A 16,851-nucleotide genomic window follows, 5' to 3' on the forward strand; every position below is an offset into this window, starting at 1 on the left:
GGCCGAATACCGAAGATCTCAAACCGCTTCCAAGCCAGAAATCCAGCCCCAATTCTGCACCTTGATGTCTGCCAATCACAAAAAAGGGAGTGCCTCGGCACCCCCTTAACTTCCCCTGTTTATTCATTCAACTCACCGGCTGGGCAGCAGGCCCGGCTGCACCAGATGGCTCAGGCTGTTGGCCTTGAGCAGCGCATCGGCCTGTTCGATATCCGGGCCGAAGAAGCGGTCCTTGTCGTAGTAGCTGACTTTTTCACGCAGGGCCTGACGGGCCACTTCCAGCGCTTCTGTGGTCTTGAGACCATCGCGGAAGTCCAGGCCCTGACAGGCGGCCAACCATTCGATGGCCAGCACGCCACGGGTGTTTTCCGCCATCGGCCACAGCCGGCGTCCACCGTTGGGCGCCATGGACACATGGTCTTCCTGGTTGGCAGAGGTCGGCAGCGAGTCGACCGAGTGCGGATGGGCCAGCGCCTTGTTGTCGGAAGCCAGCGCCGCAGCGGTGACCTGGGCTATCATGAAGCCGGAGTTGACGCCGCCGTTTTCCACCAGGAAAGGCGGCAGACCGGACATGTGGGTATCCATCATCAGGGACACCCGGCGCTCACTCAGGGAGCCGATTTCGGCAATCGCCAGCGCCAGGTTATCCGCCGCCATGGCCACCGGCTCGGCGTGGAAGTTACCACCGGAGATCACGTCGTTGTCTTCGGCAAATACCAGCGGGTTGTCGGACACTGCGTTGCCTTCCACCAGCAGTACTTCGGCAACCTGACGCAGCTGGGTCAGGCAGGCACCCATCACCTGGGGCTGACAGCGCAGCGAGTACGGGTCCTGCACCTTGGCGCAGTTGCTGTGAGACTGGCTGACTGCGCTGGACTCACCCAGCACGTGACGGTAACCGGCGGCGGCATCGATCTGCCCCTGCTGGCCACGTATGGCATGGATGCGTGGGTCGAAGGGACGACGCGAGCTCAGGGTGGCCTCCACGGTCAGGCCACCGATCACGATGGCGCCGGCAAACAGGTCTTCCGCTTCAAACAAGCCGCGCAGGGCGAAGGCGGTGGACACCTGGGTGCCGTTCAACAGGGCCAGGCCCTCTTTCGGTGCCAGTGCCATCGGCTTGAGGCCGGCAATTTCCAGCGCCTGACCGGCGCTGATCACTTCCCCTTTATAACGGGCAGTACCTTCGCCCAGCAGCACACAGCTCATATGAGCCAGCGGCGCCAGATCGCCGGAGGCGCCGACCGAGCCCTTGCCCGGGATGCAGGGATAGACTTCGTGATTGACCAGGGTCATCAGCGCTTCCAGCACCTGCAGGCGAATGCCGGAGAAGCCACGGGCCAGGCCGTTGATCTTCAGCACCATGATGAGGCGCACCAGCTCGTCGCTGATCAGTTCGCCCAGGCCGGTGGCGTGGGACAGCACCAGGGAGCGCTGCAGGGTTTCCAGATCTTCCGGCTTGATACGGGTGCTGGCCAGCAGGCCAAAACCGGTGTTGATGCCGTACACGGTGCGATCTTCGGCGACCATGCGGTTGACGCAGTCAACGGAGGCCTGAATGGCACCGTGACAGCCGGGGTCCAGCGTGAGCCGGACCGGCTGTTCGTAAACCTTGCGCATCTCGGCCAGGGTCATTTTTCCGGGGTTGATTTTCAAGTTTGACATGGTTCGATTACCTCAGGAGTCCAGTTGAGGAAACAATTGGCATAGTGCCTGTAATGATTTTTCATCGCGCAACCACTCGTAGGCCGCACGGATATCCAGGTGGAGAGAGTGCTCTTCCTGATAGAAGCCGACTCGTTCTCTCAGCTGCCGCCAGGCTAATCCGGTACCGCGGCCAAATAAGGGTTGTTCAATAAAATCAAAAGCCTGAGCGGCCAACAGATACTCGATCGCCAAGACATGGAAGGCATTGTCCAGCGCCTTGTCCAGCTTCAATGCGCTGCTTTCACCCAGGCTCAGGTGGTCTTCCTGCAATCCCGACGTCAGGTAGTTGTCGATCACCGCCGGCTGTGCCAGGCGCTTGTTGTCGGACACCAGCGATGCGGCCGAGTATTGCGCTATCATCATGCCGGACTTGACCCCGCTGCCATGAGTCAGGAATGGTGGCAGCTTGTTGGCTTGGGGGGTAACCAGGCGGAAGCTGCGCCGTTCGGAAATCGAACTCCACTCACAGACGGCGATCGCCAGCAGATCGCAGGCCATGGCCACGGACTCGCCATGCGGGTTGGCCTGGGAGATGACGCGATAGCCTGTCTCTTCCTTTATAACCATGGGGTTATCGGTAGCCGAATTAAGTTCGGCGTTAACCTGGCTGGCGGCGTGTGCGAACTGGTCGCGGCAGGCGCCATGCACCTGAGGGATAGATCTCAGGCTGAGCGCGTCCTGCAGGTGCTCCCCCTGGCAACGGGCCAGCACCTGGCTGTCCTGCAGCAGCTGGCGCACATTCTCTCCACTCTGCTGCACGCCCCCGTGCGTCTTGCGCCGGGTCACCGCCGGCGAAAATGCATCAAGCTGGCCGCGCAGGGCCTCAAAGCTCATGGCGCCGATAACGTCGGCCCAGGAGGCCAGGCGGGCGGCGTCGGCGAGTGTCAGACAGGCCAGGCCGGTCATGGCCGGCGTGCCGTTGACCAGGCAGAGTCCATCCTTGGGTCCGAGTTCCACCGGCCCCATGCCGATGGCATCCAGCGCCTGGCGGGCCGGCAACAGCTGCCCGCGGAACTCGACTTCGCCTTCGCCCAGCAAGGCCAGACCAATATGCGCCATGTGACTCAGATAACCGACGGAGCCCTGCGCCGGCACCCGGGGCACTATGTCCTCGTTGAGCAGGCGTAACAGTCCCTCAATGACCCCCGGGCTGACCCCGGAACAACCATGACTGTAGTTGATCACCGCCGCACAGATGATAGCCCTTACCTGCTCGCGCCTGAGCGGTTCGCCTATGCCGCAGGAATGGCTCATCAGGGTATGCCAGGAGAGCTTCTGCAGCTGGCTGCGCTCGAGTACCACATGGCACAGGGCACCCAGACCGGTATTGATGCCGTAATAGGGCCGGCCGGAATCGGCAAATGCCTCGACCGCACGGCGGGCCGACCCGACCCGCTCCCAGGCACTGGCAGACAGGGAGAGCGGTGCACCCAGGCGGGCGACCCGTACCACGTCCTGCCAGGCAAGCTCCTGATCCGCGATAATGACCGGCATGTTCGTATTAGTCATGAACAACTCCCGACAACAGGTTCGCCTCTGGCTGCTCGCCGCCGTTAACTTCCTTTTTTGTGATAAATACCCTGACACAGGACACCACGATCAGCACAAACAGGAACAGCACGGTAAAGCCACCGGCCGCGGCAAGATATTTGATGCCGTCGACACCCTGGGCGCCGCCGCCGAAGGCCACCATGATGTAGGCGATCACGCTGATCGACAGTCCCCAGATAATCTTCTGGGCCTTGGGAGACTCCTCGTCGGCACTGATGTTTTTGGTGCAGATGGTCGCAATGGTGGACGACATGGAGTCGGCGGCGGTGGCAAAGGAGATGATCAGCGTGAAAATCGCCAGGGGAACCAGCACGGCAGAGAAAGGCAAATGCTGGAGGAAGCCCCAAAGACCCGATACAGCCCCGTTTTCGGAGACGACCTTGACCAGATCCAGGGTACCGTCCAGCTGCCATTTGATGGCGGAACCACCCCAGATCGCAAACCAGACAATACCGAACACCGAAGGCAGGATCCAGTTGATGATCAGGAATTCACGCAGGGTTCGCCCATAGGAGATCCGCGCCAGGAACAGCCCCATCAGCGGAGCATAGGCAATCCAGATGGACCAGTCATACATGGTCCACCAGGTGACCAGGGCTTCACCGCCTGATTCCTTGGTGTCGAATGACCACAGGAAAAAATTATCCAGCCAGTAGCCGAAGCTGGTGACCGACAGGCTGAAGATATAGCTTACCGGCCCGACCAGCAGCAGAATAACCACGAACGCATAGAAGATATAGGCATTGATCGACGAGAGGAACTTGATGCCCCGCTTCAGTCCGGACAGCGCCGAGGTAATGAAGATGGCGGAAATGATCAGCGTCAGCACCAGCCAGGTGGTGGGGCTCGATGCGATGCCATACTCGGCCTCGATCCCCGAACTGATCAGGGCCAGGCCCGCGCCCAGCGAGGAGGCCAGCCCCAGCGCAATGGCCAGTACCGAAATGATATCGATCAGGGAGCGCACCGCCGGTTTGCGGTCATTGCTGCCGATAACCGGAGATATGGTCGACGCAATGGAGAAGTCTTTCTTACGATTGTAATGCATATAGCCGATCATCAGACCGACGATGGAATAAATGGCATAGGGAATGAAGCTCCAGTTATGGAAGCTTCTGGCGATCGCGAAGATCGCGGCTTCGGAGCTATTGGCAGCAAACGACTGGTTGCTGATTTCCCCGTAGATATTGCCCATATAGATGATGGGTTCATTCACCGAATAGGTGACGACTCCGGTCGCGATACCGCCGGTCAGTGCCATAGCAAAGTTGGATGCCATCGAGAATTTCGGCTTGGCATTGGCTCCACCCAGGCGAATGTTGCCGGCCTTGGAGAAAAATATGTACCCCACGACCCCCAGTGCCGAGACTGCCAGTAACTGATAGAGCCAGGCAAAGTCAGACAGCGAGAAATAGAAGATATTCTTGGCGACTTTCACCAACAGTTCGTTATTGATCAGCCCCACGGCCACCGCGATCAGCACGATCGCGAAAGCCGGGACGAACACTCCGACATTAAGGCTTTTTTTTCCGTTTACAGACATGATGTCTTCCTTGTGCATATTGCATCGAAAACCGGAACGGGAGTCAGCACGACGAGCTGACTCCCTCTTACCATCTACAACTTTTAACTAGGTGCTCAGCGAGCATTCACCATTGGCAGATCCAGGCCCTGTTCACGGGCACAATCGATAGCAATATCATAACCGGCGTCGGCGTGACGCATTACACCGGTACCCGGGTCGTTACGCAGTACCCGGCCCAGGCGGACGGCAGCGGCATCGGTGCCGTCGGCGACGATCACCACACCCGAGTGCTGGCTGAAGCCCATGCCCACACCACCACCATGGTGCAGAGAAACCCAGGTCGCGCCACCGGCGGTGTTCAGCAGGGCATTCAGCAGCGGCCAGTCGGAAACCGCATCGGAGCCGTCGAGCATGGCTTCGGTTTCGCGGTTGGGGCTGGCGACGGAGCCGGAGTCCAGATGATCACGGCCGATCACGATGGGCGCCTTCAGTTCGCCATTCTTGACCATGTCGTTGAAAGCCAGTGCCAGGCGGGCCCGGTCTTTCAGGCCGACCCAGCAGATTCGGGCGGGCAGCCCCTGGAAGGCGATGCGCTCGCGCGCCATGTCCAGCCAGTTGTGCAGGTGCGGGTTGTCCGGGATCAGCTCCTTCACCTTGGCGTCGGTCTTGTAGATATCTTCCGGATCGCCACTCAGGGCCACCCAGCGGAAAGGACCTATGCCTTCGCAGAACAGCGGGCGCACATAGGCGGGTACGAAGCCGGGGAAGTCGAAGGCATTCTTCACGCCTTCTTCCAGCGCCATCTGACGGATGTTGTTGCCGTAATCCAGGGTAGCGGCACCGCGTTCCTGCAGATCCAGCATCGCCTGTACCTGTACCGCCATCGACTGCTTGGCGGCCTTGACCACGGCGGCCTCGTCCTGCTTGCGCATCTCGGCGGCGTGTTCCATGGTCCAGCCCTGGGGCAGGTAGCCGTTCAGCGGATCGTGGGCTGAGGTCTGATCGGTAACCACATCCGGCGTGATGTTGCGTGCTACCAGCTCCTTGAATACATCGGCGGCGTTACCCAGCAGACCGACGGAAATCGCTGCGCCCTTGGCTTTCGCTTCATCGATCATGCCCAGCGCTTCGTCCAGGCTGTAGGCCTTCTTGTCGACGTAACGGGTGCGCAGACGGAAGTCGATACGAGTTTCGTCACATTCAACGGTAATACAGTTGAAACCAGCCATGGTGGCGGCCAGCGGCTGAGCGCCACCCATGCCACCCAGGCCACCGGTCAGTACCCAGCGTCCCTTGGCTTCACCCTTGAAGTGCTGCTTGGCCACGGCGACGAAGGTTTCGTAGGTGCCCTGCACTATGCCCTGAGAGCCGATGTATATCCAGGAGCCGGCGGTCATCTGGCCGTACATCATCAGGCCTTTCTTATCCAGCTCGTTGAAGTGTTCCCAGTTGGCCCAATGGGGCACCAGGTTGGAGTTGGCCAGCAACACCCGCGGAGCGTCGGCGTGGGTCTTGAACACGCCTACCGGCTTGCCGGATTGTACCAGCAGGGTCTCGTCGTCTTCCAGGCGAGTCAGTACTTCGGCAATACGGTCGAAACAATTCCAGTCACGTGCCGCGCGACCGATACCACCGTACACCACCAGATCCTCGGGGCGCTCGGCCACGTCCGGGTGCAGGTTGTTGTGCAGCATGCGGTAGGCGGCTTCGGTCAGCCAGCTCTTGCAGATCTTGTTCACGCCGGTCGGTGATTCGATAACACGGCCTGGCGCGTGACGCTTGTCTTGCTGTGAAATGCTTTGTTGTGACATGGGGTGTCCCTCTTACAGTGTCAAAGTATGAATTAACCGAGCCGCCAGCCGGGCCGTATGGCCATCAACGTCATACTCGGGGTTGAGTTCTGCCAGATCGGCAAGTCGTAGCTTTCCGCTGGTGGTAATCTGTTCAATCAATGGTTCAATCACATCCAGTGCTACCCCCCGGGCGGCCGGCGCACTGACACCGGGTGCCAGGGCTGCGGGAAACACATCGATATCTATGGTCAGGTACAGGTGGTCGCAGCGACCGATGAAGGCGTTGAGCTCGCTGTGCATCTCGGCCAGCCGACTCTGAATCATGGTTCTGTCTTCCCATGTCAGCACCTGAAGCCGTTCGGCCTTGTCGAACAACGCCCGGGTATTGGCGCCCCGGCTCACGCCTAGACAGGCGTACTGGAAAGGCCAGTCTTTTTGCTCGCAAGCCTGGGCTATCTGGGCGAAGGGGGTGCCGGAAGACACCACAAAGTCCGGGTCGCGCAGATCGAAGTGGGCATCGAAATTGATAATGCCGATACGCGGGCATTCTTCCTGGCTCGCCAGGTGTTGCGCCAGACCGCTCCAAGAGCCGAAGGCCACCTCGTGGCCGCCGCCCATGACAATGGGCAACTGCCGGTGTGCCAGACATTCGGCAACCAGCTCGGCCAGGGCGGCATGGGCCTGCTCCAGGGCTTCGCCTGCACAGACCACATCACCGGCGTCATAAACCGGGGCCGACTGGTGCCAGGCCAGACTCGCCAGCATCTTGCGCATGGCGGCAGGGCCCTGGGCAGCACCCACGCGTCCCTTGTTGCGACGCACGCCTTCGTCGCTGCAAAAACCAATCAGGGTATACCCCGGCTCGGCCGCGGTGCTGAACGGCTGCACCTGCTGGTGCCAGCGGGCGGTATTGGCCTCGGGATCGATCCGACCGGCCCAGGTGCTCATGTCGATATTCATGCAAGCTCTCCAGACACTATGCGTTGAACGAGGCGGGGCAGACCCACGCTGTAGGCCAGTTCCGCCGGGTTATTGGTATCCCACAGGCAGAAATCCGCCTGCAGTCCGGGCGCGATGCATCCCACTTCTGCCTGCAACCCCAGCGCCCGGGCACCGTGAGCGGTCACACCGCGCAGGGCCTCGACCGGGGTCAAACGGAACAAGGTGCAAGCCATGTTCAGCATCAGTCTCAGGCTGAAGATGGGTGAGGTACCCGGATTGGCATCGGTCGCCAGCGCCATCGGCACCTGGTAACGGCGCAGCAGCTCTATGGGCGGTATCTTGGTTTCGCGCAATATGAAGAAGGCACCGGGCAACAGGGTGGCGACAGTGCCGGCTTCGGCCAGGGCCTTGACTCCGTCTTCATCCAGATATTCGATGTGATCCACCGACAGGGCGCCGGCCCGGGCGGCGGAGGTGCTGCCGCCCAGGTTGGACAGCTGTTCGGTGTGCCCCTTGATGGCAAGACCGTGAGCCTTTGCCGCGGCATAGACCCGCTCGCACTGCTCTACCGAGAAGGCGATGTTTTCGCAGAACACATCCACCGCATCGGCCAGGCTCTCCGCGGCGGCGGACGGGATCATCTCCTCGCACACCAGCCGGATATAGCCGTCGGCATCGTCCTTGTATTCCGGCGGCAGGGCATGAGCGCCGAGCAGAGTCGTCACCACACGAACCGGCAGCTCGCGGCCAAGACGACGCGCGACCCGCAGCATCTTCAATTCGTTTTTCAGATCCAGTCCATAACCGGACTTGATTTCGACCGTGGTCACTCCGTCGGCCATCAGGGCCTGCAGGCGAGGTCTGGCGCGCTCGAACAGCTCGTCTTCGGAGGCGGCGCGGGTGGCACGCACCGTGCTGATAATGCCGCCGCCGGCACGGGCGATTTCTTCGTAGCTCGCCCCTTCCAGCCGGGCTTCAAACTCGCCGGCGCGATTACCGCCAAACACCAGGTGGGTGTGGCAGTCAATCAGCCCCGGCGTCATCAAGGCTCCCTTCGCATCGATGCACTCGAAGCCACTCTGGTCGTCGGCACTCAATTCGCTCATCGGCTTGAGCCAGGCAATCCGCCCCTCCTTCACGGCCACCGCCATCGGCTCGGCGGCGCCGTTCAGGCCATCAAACAGAGAGGCATTTACCCAGAGGCGATGTGGTGACTGATTCATGAAAATATCCTTGATGCGTTATTTGTATATACATTTAAACCTAAATTTCTTATCTGGCAACCCCTTCAAACCAAATTCACCAAAAAAATTGACCGAGACCACATTAAAAATATACACACCATTAACTTTTGATTATTTTGTATATACATTAATCACACATCGCCAGGTACAAGGAGTCCCCATGAATCAGATTACGGAACAAGCACGATCCCCCGGCAAGGCCATCGGCCGGCTGCTCGGATTGAGTGCGGTCGGCATCTTTATCTTCTTCATCCCCATCGGCCTGCAGGGCAAGACCAGCATACCGCTGGATCACATGGTCGGCTGGCTGCGCGGCACCCTGGGTGAAACCGGCGCAGGCTGGTATGCCATGGCGATGATACTGGCGGGAGCGATTTACCCGCTGATCACCGGCCGCTGGAAGCAGAGCCTGACCGAGCGCATTTTTCTGCTGCTGAAGTGGCTGGGAGTGATCGCCGGCGTTCTCGCACTGACCGGCGCCGGGCCCGCCGCCCTGCAGACGCCGGACATGCTGCCGTTTCTGTTCAACAAACTGGTGATTTCGGTGGGGCTGATCGTGCCCATCGGCTCGGTGTTTCTCGCCTTTCTGGTGGGTTATGGCCTGCTGGAAGCCATCGGCATCATAGTGCAAAAGCTGATGCAGCCCATCTGGCGCACGCCGGGCCGCTCTGCCATCGATGCGGTAGCCTCCTTCGTCGGCAGCTATTCCATCGGGCTACTGATCACCAACCGGGTCTATGTGTCCGGCCATTACTCGGCCCGGGAGGCGGCCATTATCGCCACCGGTTTTTCTACCGTGTCTGCCACCTTCATGATTATCGTGGCCAAGACCCTGGATTTGATGCCTATCTGGAACCAGTATTTCTGGCTGACCCTGCTGATCACCTTTGTGGTTACCGCCATCACGGTACGGCTGCCCCCGCTGTCACGACTGGATAACCGGGCCCAACACCGGGAGCCGGCCTGTGAGAACGGTAACCGTCTGGGTATTGCCTGGCAGAATGGCCTGGAAATTGCCGAGCAGGCGCCGAGCCTGGGCAAGAACGTGGCCGACAACTTCAAAGATGGCCTGGTGATGACCATCAGCATACTGCCGTCCATCATGTCGGTGGGGCTGATTGGTCTGCTGGTGGCCAAGTACACGCCGATGTTCGACTGGCTGGGTTATCTGTTCTACCCGGTGACCTGGTTGTGGGGAGTGGAAGACGGCATGCTGTTGTCCAAGGCGACCGCCTCCGGACTGGCGGAAATGTTTCTGCCGGCACTGCTGATGACTGAAGCCGACTTTGTCGCCCGCTTCGCCGCCGGCGTGGTGTGTGTGTCTTCGATTCTCTTCTTCTCGGCGTCAATTCCCTGCATTCTAGCCACCCGACTCCCGTTGAAAGTGGGCACCCTGGTACTGGTGTGGTTTATTCGCGCCTTTCTGAGCCTGCTGCTGGCCATTCCCGTGGCCATGCTGATCGCTCCTTAAGCCTTCACCTCTCCCTTTCCGCCCGGCCGCTGCGACGCGCCGGGCTGGCTCCAGCTGCGGCTTACCGTTAAGATGTCGCCTTTTACACGAGACGACCTCATGGCCCTGACTGCCACCCTGCATAAAGTCCGCATGAATATCAGCGACTTGCACCGACACTACTATCAAGAACACAGCATGACAGTGGCTCAACATCCGTCCGAAACCGACACCCGACTAATGGTGCGCCTGCTGGCCTTTATGCGCCACGCAGATGAGGATTTGAGCTTCACCAAGGGCCTGAGCACCGACGACGAGCCTGAGCTGTGGCAAAAATCACCGGATGGCCGCATTGTATTATGGGTGGAGCTGGGTGAGCCCAGCGTCAAACGCATCAAACAGGCGCTGTCCCGCGCCGAGCAGGTGGTGATATATAGCTATGGCGGGCGTAGCGCCCTGGAATGGTGGAGCAAGCATCAAACCGAACTGGGCCAGTTGCCCCGACTACAGATTTATCACCTGCCCGACCCGCAACCTGCCCAGCTGGCCGAGCTCTGCGCCCGCAGCATCGACCTCTTTGCCACCCTGCAGGAAAGTGAGGTTCAGCTCACCGACGGTGAACACAGCCTGGATTTGCAACTGGACCAGTGGCGCTAGGGAGTGAGGCGGGCAGGCCAAATAACCGTTCCGTATTGTTTGCACCGACTGGCAGACCTCACCGGTCTGCTTAGCCCAGTTTGAGGGTGGAGCGCAGCTTGTATTTATCGCCCGGATGCCAGAGTCGGGCAAAGCTGACCAACTGATGCAACGACCAGGTGCGCCGGGTCACCAGCAGGCAGGGCGCCTCTGGTGATAACTGCAGCCAGTCGCCAATGTTTTTCGGCGCCAGGCGAGCCTCTACGATATGTTCCAGATCCGACAGCGGGCAATGCTCGACCAGATAGGCATTAGGAGTCTGTTGGCTGAAATCACACTGCAGATAGCCGGGCGCCAGCGCCGGATGCACGAAGCGCTCTTCCACCTGTATCGGCAGCTTGTTTTCCTGATGCACTATCACCGAATGAAACACCCGAGCGTTGAGTCGCATGCCCATGTGCAGAGCCACTTCCTCGTTGGCACGCATCGCTTCCAGCACCAAGACGCTGTTGCTGTACTCGTGACCTCGCAGGCGTACTTCGTCGGCAATATTGTTGATATCCGCCAACGGTGACTCCGCCTTGGGCTCGGTAACGAAGGTGCCCAGCCCGGCCCTGCGCATCAGGTAGCCTTCCTGCACCAGATCCCGAATCGCCTTGTGAGCCGTCATCCGGCTGACCTTGAATTGCCCGGCCAGCTCCTGCTCGGGCGGTATCTGCTGATGTAACGGATACTCTCCTGACTCGATTCGAACCAGGATATGCTGTTTGATTTGCTGATAAAGGGGAATGGATTGAGTCACGTGGCCTCCTGTAACAATTCCAATTGTACATACAATTGTCCGACAGTCACATACCAGCCAGGGCAAACCATGAACCGGATCTCGTCAGGGCTTTAAACAGCCATCGATTTACGCTATGGTGCGCGCAAATTCAGTCCGCCATCGGCAGGAATACCTTGGAAAAACATGAAGAAGTGCTGGTGGCACTGCGCCAGATCATCCGTGCCATCGACCTCCACTCCCGTCAGCTCAGCAAAGCCTCCGGCCTGACCGGCCCTCAGCTGTTGCTGCTGCAGGCCATCAGCGAGCATGGCGACATCACAATGCGCAATCTGGCCCAGGCCACACACATGAGTCAGGCCACCGCCACCACTATTATCGACCGGCTGGAACAGAAGCAACTGGTACGGCGTGAACGCAGTCAGACAGACAAGCGCAAGGTGTATGCCGTGCTGACCGATGATGGCAAAGCCAAAATCAAGACGGCACCAAGGCCCTTGCAGGAAAGTTTTATCCAGCGCTTTCAGTCACTGGAAGCCTGGGAGCAGAACCTGCTGCTGTCTTCGGTACAGCGTATTTCGTCGATGATGAACGCCGATGCCCTGGATGTGGCTCCTCTGCTCCAGGTCGGCAGCCTGCTGCACGAATAAGTAAGGTGAGGGGAAGCGTGAAGAATAAACACCCCACGCTTCACACCGCCGCTTATGCCTCCAGGCCGATGCCGATATTCGACACCCCGCCCTGGGCGGCGAAGTCCCGGATGGCCAGAATGGTGTCGGCCTCTCTCGGCTGGCCCACTCGCTCGAGCAACTCGACCTGAAACTCCATCTCCGCCATCATCAGTTCGTTTTCGTACAGCTCTTCTTCACTCAGATCCCGCTCGGCCAGCAATTCGGCAAAACCGGCTACGGTACCGAGCGAGGCATTGCTGGCCTCGATGGCTTCTTCACCGATACGACAAATCACCGAGTTGTAGGCGGCTCCCAAGGCGACACAGGCATCGAGTGCCGGGTAGGCGCCGTAGTTATCAAAATGGGACGGATCGGGAATAAAGGCTTCGAATGATTCAAGCTCGGCAGTCAGATCCACCTTGGATCCCTTGACCGTCAGATAGGTCCAGAGGGTGTCCAGCGTCGAGCGCAGACGTTCTCCGTTACCGAAGTCGGACGTATCACTGAACAGCCGGTAGTTGGGATACATCCGCTCGGCCAGCGCCAGGGCAAACACCGTTTGCTGCCATGGAGCCAGCTTGTTGATTTTTTTATAAAATTTATCACCGAACACGGATATTTCCTTGTGGTTGGGGCTGCCGCCTTGTTGCCAATATGGCCGTTTGCAGCCAAGGCTCACATTTTATGCGGGAAACACTGGTATAAGTTTATGCTTGTGCCATTGTCTCATAAAACGCTGATACAAAAAGCATATTGAGGAGAGAAGGTATGGCCAATCATACCCTGTTACTACTCAGTCAGGATAACGCCGAATATCAGGCGCTGTTACAGCAGGCCTACCTGCCCGGGCTGACCATTCTGGCGCCCGAGCAGGAAGCGGATATTCAGGCGGCACTGGCCAGGGCCGATATATTGCTGGGCGAGCCGGCCCGACTTCGCGCCCGACTGCAAGAAGCCCGCGCCCTCAAGTGGGCACAATCCACCTATGCCGGGGTCGACTTGCTGCTCGGGTCCGGCTGTCGTCAGGATTATCAACTCACCAATATCAGGGGCATCTTCGGCCCCCTGATCAGCGAATATGTGTTTGCGCACCTGCTGTCGCTGAATCGCCATCTGCGCCACTACCGGGAACAGCAACGGCTACACAACTGGCAACCCATCCCTTATCAGAGCCTCATAGGCAAGACCATGCTGATTATCGGCACCGGCAGCATAGGCCAGCATATCGCCCACACCGCGGCCAGCTTCGGGCTGAATGTGTTGGGCATCAGCCGTTCCGGACGGGAAGCCCCGGGCTTCGATCATACCTATCAAATTCCGGCGTTAAACAAGGTACTGCCGAGGGCCGATGTGGTAGTGAGTGTACTGCCCTCTACCCCCCAGACTCGGGGCCTGTTCAACGGCGAACGCATGGGCTTTTTCAAACCCGGCGCCATCTTCTTCAACGTGGGCCGAGGCGATGCGGTGGACGAAAACGCCCTGATCCAGGCCCTGCGTCACGGCAACATCGGCGCCGCTGTACTGGATGTGTTTGCCACCGAGCCGCTGCCGTCCGCCAGTCCCTTGTGGGATATGCCCAACGTGGTCATAACCCCCCATAACGCCGGCTACAGCTTCCCGGATCAGATTGTCACCCGCTTCAGTCGCAACTATCTAAAATACATAGAGGGCAAGCCGATGGAAGGCTTGGTTAATTTCAATCTGGGATACTGATGGACACCGAGTTCGAACGGCTGCTGCAACGGGTCAGGTCCTGCCGGATTTGTGAAGCCCAATTGCCGTTGGGGCCCAGGCCAGTGGTGCAAATGGCTCCACCGGCCCGCATCATGATCATCGGTCAGGCACCGGGCACCCGCGTTCACGAAACCGGTATTCCCTGGAATGACCCCAGAGGCGACACCCTGCGCCGCTGGCTGCAACTGAGCAGGGAGCAGTTTTACGATCCAGGTGTCATCGCCATCATGCCCATGGGCTTCTGCTACCCGGGGCGGGGCAAGAGTGGAGACTTGCCGCCCCGCCCCGAGTGCGCCCCCGCCTGGCATGAGCAACTGCTGGTCGCCCTGCCCCATATCCAACTCACCCTGTTGATAGGGCAATATGCCCAGCGTTATTACCTGGGCAAGCAGTATCGTACCCTGACCGAAACCGTTCGCCACTGGCGAGACTTTGCTCCCGACCGGCTGCCCCTGCCCCACCCCTCGCCACGCAACCGGCGCTGGCTGAGCCAGAACCCCTGGTTCGAGCAGGAAGAACTGCCGGCATTGCGCCGGCGCGTACATCAGGTGTTAGGGAGAAATTAAGCACGGTGTCATTGCGGGCGCGGCCCAGAAGTAACAGAGTCATCTCCCTCGACACGCCATGAACCCATCCGTGGGGCCAGCTTGTCTCGCCGTGACGAACGGTTTCAGCCTGACCGAACATCCAGTGAATGTTCGCAGCAGGTTGAAAAAGTGAGTGTCATTTACCGTAGCGTATCGAGAGAGGTAAACCCTGTTTCCTCTGTACTGCTGCGGCAACTCCGATATCAAACACAAGACAACAAGGTTAGCCCCGCTTCGGTACCAAATGAGACAACATGAACAGACCGGCGGCCACCACCACCACTGAGGGACCGGCGGGGGTATCGTGGCTGATCGACAATTGCAGACCGCCGACCACGGCAACCATGCCCAGACCACTGGCATACAGGGCCATTTGCTCCGGCGTGCGGCTGAAACGACGAGCAGTGGCAGCGGGAATAATCAACAGCGAGGTGATGATCAAGGCCCCCACAAATTTCATCGCCACCGCTATCAGTACGCTGATCATCATCAGCAACAGGAGTTTCAGCGGCTCGACCCGGATGCCCTCCACTCGCGCCAGCTCTTCGCTGACGGTAATGGACAGCAACTGACTCCAGTAGTAACGAAGGATCAACAGCAAGACCAGACCGCCGCCGTAAATCCAGTACAAGTCCACCAACTGGATCGCCAGCAAATCGCCGAACAGATAAGCCATCAGGTCGACGCGCACGTTCTCCATAAAGGCCAGCGCCACCAGTCCCAGCGACAGGGAGGTATGAGCCAGAATACCGAGCAGGGTATCGGTCGCCAGCCAGCTGGCTCGTTGCAACGCCGCCAGCAGGATACCGAGGCATAAACAGGCCACCAGCACCGCCAGCGTCAGATCGATCTGCAACAAGAGACCCAGCGCCACCCCCAGCAGGGAAGAATGGGCCAGGGTATCGCCGAAATAGGCCATGCGCCGCCAGACCACGAAGCTGCCGAGCGGGCCCGCCAGCAGGGCGATGCCCAGACCGGCCAGCAGCGCATAAAGCAGAAAACTATCCCACATGGCGTACGTCTCCGTGATGGTCATCGTCACAATCATGATGGTGGGTGTACACCGCCAGCTGAGCCAGTTCGGGCCGGCCGAACAGGCGGGCAAACTCCGGATGACGCGCCACATGCTCCGGCTCGCCATGGCAACAGATATGCTGATTCAGGCAAATCACCCTGTGGGTGCTGGCCATCACCAGGTGCAGGTCGTGGGACACCATCAAGACACCACACTGCAATTCGTCGCTGAGCTGTTTGATCAGGGTGTAGAGCTCGGTTTGCCCATGCACGTCCACGCCCTGGGCGGGTTCGTCCAGAATCAGTAATTCCGGCTCCATCATCAGGGCCCGAGCCAGCAGGATGCGCTGCATTTCTCCGCCAGACAACGCCTGCATGGCCCTATCCGCCAACCGTTCGGCACCCACCCGGGCCAACGACTGGGCCACCGTCAGACGACGACCATGAGACAGGCTCATGAAACGGGCCACGGTCAGCGGCAGTACCGGGTCAAGGTGCAGTTTTTGCGGCACATAGCCGATGCGCAGCCCCGGCTTGCGCCACAACTGGCCGGTATTGCCCTCGTTCAGGCGCAACACCAGCTTCATCAGCGAGCTCTTGCCGGCTCCATTCGGCCCGACAATGGTCAGTATTTCGCCGCTGTGCAGGGTCAGTGAAATTCGTTCGAGAATGACATTACCCTCGATTTCCAGCCCGACCTCGGTCAGTTCAACCAGCTTGCTCATTCGCTTTACGCCTTTACATCTCAATTTGTAATATTATAACATTGCTTACTTGTCGAACTCTATCACCAATCCGGACGAACCCCACATGAGAGCCCTGTTTTTGCTGACGCTACCCCTGCTGCTATTGCTGAGCAGCCAGGCCCGCGCACTGGAAGTACTGACCACCATCAAACCACTGCAACTGATTGCCGGTGCCATTACCGAAGGCGGAGAGGCTCCCGAACTGTTGCTGGCACCGGGCACTTCACCCCACGATTATGCCCTGCGCCCGTCGGATGTACGCCGGATCAAACAGGCAGATCTGGTGCTCTGGATCGGCCCCGAGCTGGAAGGCTTTCTGAATCCCCTGCTCGACAAGCAGCCCAACAGCCTGGCCTTGCTGGCACAGATCGATACCGATGATCATCATCCGCAGCCCGGCCATAATCATGCAGACCATGCAGACCATGCAGACCATGCAGACCATGCAGACCATGCAGACCATGCAGACC

16 protein-coding genes are annotated in these 16,851 nt (G+C 59.4%); 6 read left to right on the forward strand and 10 right to left on the reverse strand.

The genetic code is table 11. The annotated features are described in order from the left end of the window. Window positions 1–132: 132 nt before the first annotated feature. The 6 genes from hutH to hutI form a co-directional block, all read right to left on the reverse strand. Window positions 133–1,665, reverse strand: a complete 1,533-nt coding sequence (hutH, locus tag ACLEIV_RS04010) for a histidine ammonia-lyase (protein ID WP_410455366.1) — start codon at window positions 1,663–1,665, stop codon at window positions 133–135. Between the two features lie 12 nt (window positions 1,666–1,677). Then, a complete protein-coding gene (locus ACLEIV_RS04015) occupies window positions 1,678–3,216 on the reverse strand; it encodes an HAL/PAL/TAL family ammonia-lyase (RefSeq protein ID WP_410455367.1) in 1,539 nt (512 codons plus the stop codon). After that, window positions 3,209–4,801, reverse strand: a complete 1,593-nt coding sequence (locus ACLEIV_RS04020) for a BCCT family transporter (RefSeq protein ID WP_410455368.1) — start codon at window positions 4,799–4,801, stop codon at window positions 3,209–3,211. Before ACLEIV_RS04020 ends, ACLEIV_RS04015 begins: the two co-directional genes overlap by 8 nt. 95 nt (window positions 4,802–4,896) lie before the next feature. Further along, the gene (hutU, locus tag ACLEIV_RS04025; RefSeq protein ID WP_410455369.1) at window positions 4,897–6,594 is read right to left on the reverse strand and encodes a urocanate hydratase; all 1,698 of its coding nucleotides are present in this window, start codon (window positions 6,592–6,594) and stop codon (window positions 4,897–4,899) included. Between the two features lie 12 nt (window positions 6,595–6,606). After that, on the reverse strand, window positions 6,607–7,536 hold the full coding sequence (hutG, locus tag ACLEIV_RS04030) for a formimidoylglutamase (protein ID WP_410455370.1): 930 nt from the start codon (window positions 7,534–7,536) through the stop codon (window positions 6,607–6,609). Next, on the reverse strand, window positions 7,533–8,741 hold the full coding sequence (gene hutI / locus ACLEIV_RS04035; RefSeq protein ID WP_410455371.1) for an imidazolonepropionase: 1,209 nt from the start codon (window positions 8,739–8,741) through the stop codon (window positions 7,533–7,535). The genes hutG and hutI overlap by 4 nt, the downstream gene beginning before the upstream one ends. 181 nt (window positions 8,742–8,922) lie before the next feature. On the opposite strand from hutI, the gene ACLEIV_RS04040 reads away from it, so the two are divergent. Together ACLEIV_RS04040 and ACLEIV_RS04045 are read left to right on the forward strand one after the other, a co-directional pair. After that, window positions 8,923–10,233 carry a YjiH family protein gene (locus ACLEIV_RS04040; RefSeq protein WP_410455372.1) on the forward strand — a complete coding sequence of 437 codons (1,311 nt, stop codon included), beginning with the start codon at window positions 8,923–8,925 and terminating at the stop codon, window positions 10,231–10,233. Between the two features lie 99 nt (window positions 10,234–10,332). Next, window positions 10,333–10,869, forward strand: coding sequence for a YaeQ family protein (locus ACLEIV_RS04045; RefSeq protein ID WP_410455373.1), 537 nt, complete (start codon window positions 10,333–10,335; stop codon window positions 10,867–10,869). A 70-nt stretch (window positions 10,870–10,939) separates the two neighbouring features. On the opposite strand, the gene hutC is transcribed toward ACLEIV_RS04045, so the two are convergent. Beyond that, the gene (gene hutC / locus ACLEIV_RS04050; protein WP_410455374.1) at window positions 10,940–11,650 is read right to left on the reverse strand and encodes a histidine utilization repressor; all 711 of its coding nucleotides are present in this window, start codon (window positions 11,648–11,650) and stop codon (window positions 10,940–10,942) included. A gap of 155 nt (window positions 11,651–11,805) precedes the next feature. Between hutC and ACLEIV_RS04055 the strand changes: the two genes are divergently transcribed. After that, the gene (locus tag ACLEIV_RS04055; protein ID WP_410455375.1) at window positions 11,806–12,279 is read left to right on the forward strand and encodes a MarR family winged helix-turn-helix transcriptional regulator; all 474 of its coding nucleotides are present in this window, start codon (window positions 11,806–11,808) and stop codon (window positions 12,277–12,279) included. 52 nt (window positions 12,280–12,331) lie between these two features. Here the strand turns inward: ACLEIV_RS04055 and ACLEIV_RS04060 are convergent, their stop codons facing one another. After that, the gene (locus tag ACLEIV_RS04060) at window positions 12,332–12,913 is read right to left on the reverse strand and encodes a YjaG family protein (protein ID WP_410455376.1); all 582 of its coding nucleotides are present in this window, start codon (window positions 12,911–12,913) and stop codon (window positions 12,332–12,334) included. A gap of 155 nt (window positions 12,914–13,068) precedes the next feature. Here ACLEIV_RS04060 and ACLEIV_RS04065 point away from each other — a divergent pair, with 155 nt between their 5' ends. Continuing rightward, window positions 13,069–14,013 carry a D-2-hydroxyacid dehydrogenase gene (locus ACLEIV_RS04065; protein ID WP_410455377.1) on the forward strand — a complete coding sequence of 315 codons (945 nt, stop codon included), beginning with the start codon at window positions 13,069–13,071 and terminating at the stop codon, window positions 14,011–14,013. Continuing rightward, window positions 14,013–14,600: a uracil-DNA glycosylase family protein gene (locus tag ACLEIV_RS04070; RefSeq protein ID WP_410455378.1), complete on the forward strand. Its 588-nt coding sequence runs from the start codon at window positions 14,013–14,015 to the stop codon at window positions 14,598–14,600. Before ACLEIV_RS04065 ends, ACLEIV_RS04070 begins: the two co-directional genes overlap by 1 nt. A gap of 244 nt (window positions 14,601–14,844) precedes the next feature. Here the strand turns inward: ACLEIV_RS04070 and znuB are convergent, their stop codons facing one another. Further along, window positions 14,845–15,633: a zinc ABC transporter permease subunit ZnuB gene (gene znuB / locus ACLEIV_RS04075; RefSeq protein WP_410455379.1), complete on the reverse strand. Its 789-nt coding sequence runs from the start codon at window positions 15,631–15,633 to the stop codon at window positions 14,845–14,847. Then, a complete protein-coding gene (znuC, locus tag ACLEIV_RS04080; protein ID WP_410455380.1) occupies window positions 15,623–16,360 on the reverse strand; it encodes a zinc ABC transporter ATP-binding protein ZnuC in 738 nt (245 codons plus the stop codon). The genes znuB and znuC overlap by 11 nt, the downstream gene beginning before the upstream one ends. An 85-nt stretch (window positions 16,361–16,445) precedes the next feature. Between znuC and ACLEIV_RS04085 the strand changes: the two genes are divergently transcribed. Continuing rightward, the coding region (locus ACLEIV_RS04085) for a metal ABC transporter solute-binding protein, Zn/Mn family (RefSeq protein ID WP_410455381.1) at window positions 16,446–16,851 on the forward strand (406 nt) is incomplete at its 3' end.

Origin of the sequence: Oceanisphaera submarina (assembly GCF_046521305.1) — a bacterium.
Classification (GTDB): domain Bacteria; phylum Pseudomonadota; class Gammaproteobacteria; order Enterobacterales; family Aeromonadaceae; genus Oceanimonas; species Oceanimonas submarina.

Coding starts and splice junctions, on each gene's coding strand:
- hutH (WP_410455366.1), bottom strand. CDS start 1,665: ATGTCAAACTTGAAAATCAACCCCGGAAAAATGACCCTGGCCGAGATG.
- ACLEIV_RS04015 (WP_410455367.1), bottom strand. CDS start 3,216: ATGACTAATACGAACATGCCGGTCATTATCGCGGATCAGGAGCTTGCC.
- ACLEIV_RS04020 (WP_410455368.1), bottom strand. CDS start 4,801: ATGTCTGTAAACGGAAAAAAAAGCCTTAATGTCGGAGTGTTCGTCCCG.
- hutU (WP_410455369.1), bottom strand. CDS start 6,594: ATGTCACAACAAAGCATTTCACAGCAAGACAAGCGTCACGCGCCAGGC.
- hutG (WP_410455370.1), bottom strand. CDS start 7,536: ATGAATATCGACATGAGCACCTGGGCCGGTCGGATCGATCCCGAGGCC.
- hutI (WP_410455371.1), bottom strand. CDS start 8,741: ATGAATCAGTCACCACATCGCCTCTGGGTAAATGCCTCTCTGTTTGAT.
- ACLEIV_RS04040 (WP_410455372.1), top strand. CDS start 8,923: ATGAATCAGATTACGGAACAAGCACGATCCCCCGGCAAGGCCATCGGC.
- ACLEIV_RS04045 (WP_410455373.1), top strand. CDS start 10,333: ATGGCCCTGACTGCCACCCTGCATAAAGTCCGCATGAATATCAGCGAC.
- ACLEIV_RS04065 (WP_410455377.1), top strand. CDS start 13,069: ATGGCCAATCATACCCTGTTACTACTCAGTCAGGATAACGCCGAATAT.
- ACLEIV_RS04070 (WP_410455378.1), top strand. CDS start 14,013: ATGGACACCGAGTTCGAACGGCTGCTGCAACGGGTCAGGTCCTGCCGG.
- znuB (WP_410455379.1), bottom strand. CDS start 15,633: ATGTGGGATAGTTTTCTGCTTTATGCGCTGCTGGCCGGTCTGGGCATC.
- znuC (WP_410455380.1), bottom strand. CDS start 16,360: ATGAGCAAGCTGGTTGAACTGACCGAGGTCGGGCTGGAAATCGAGGGT.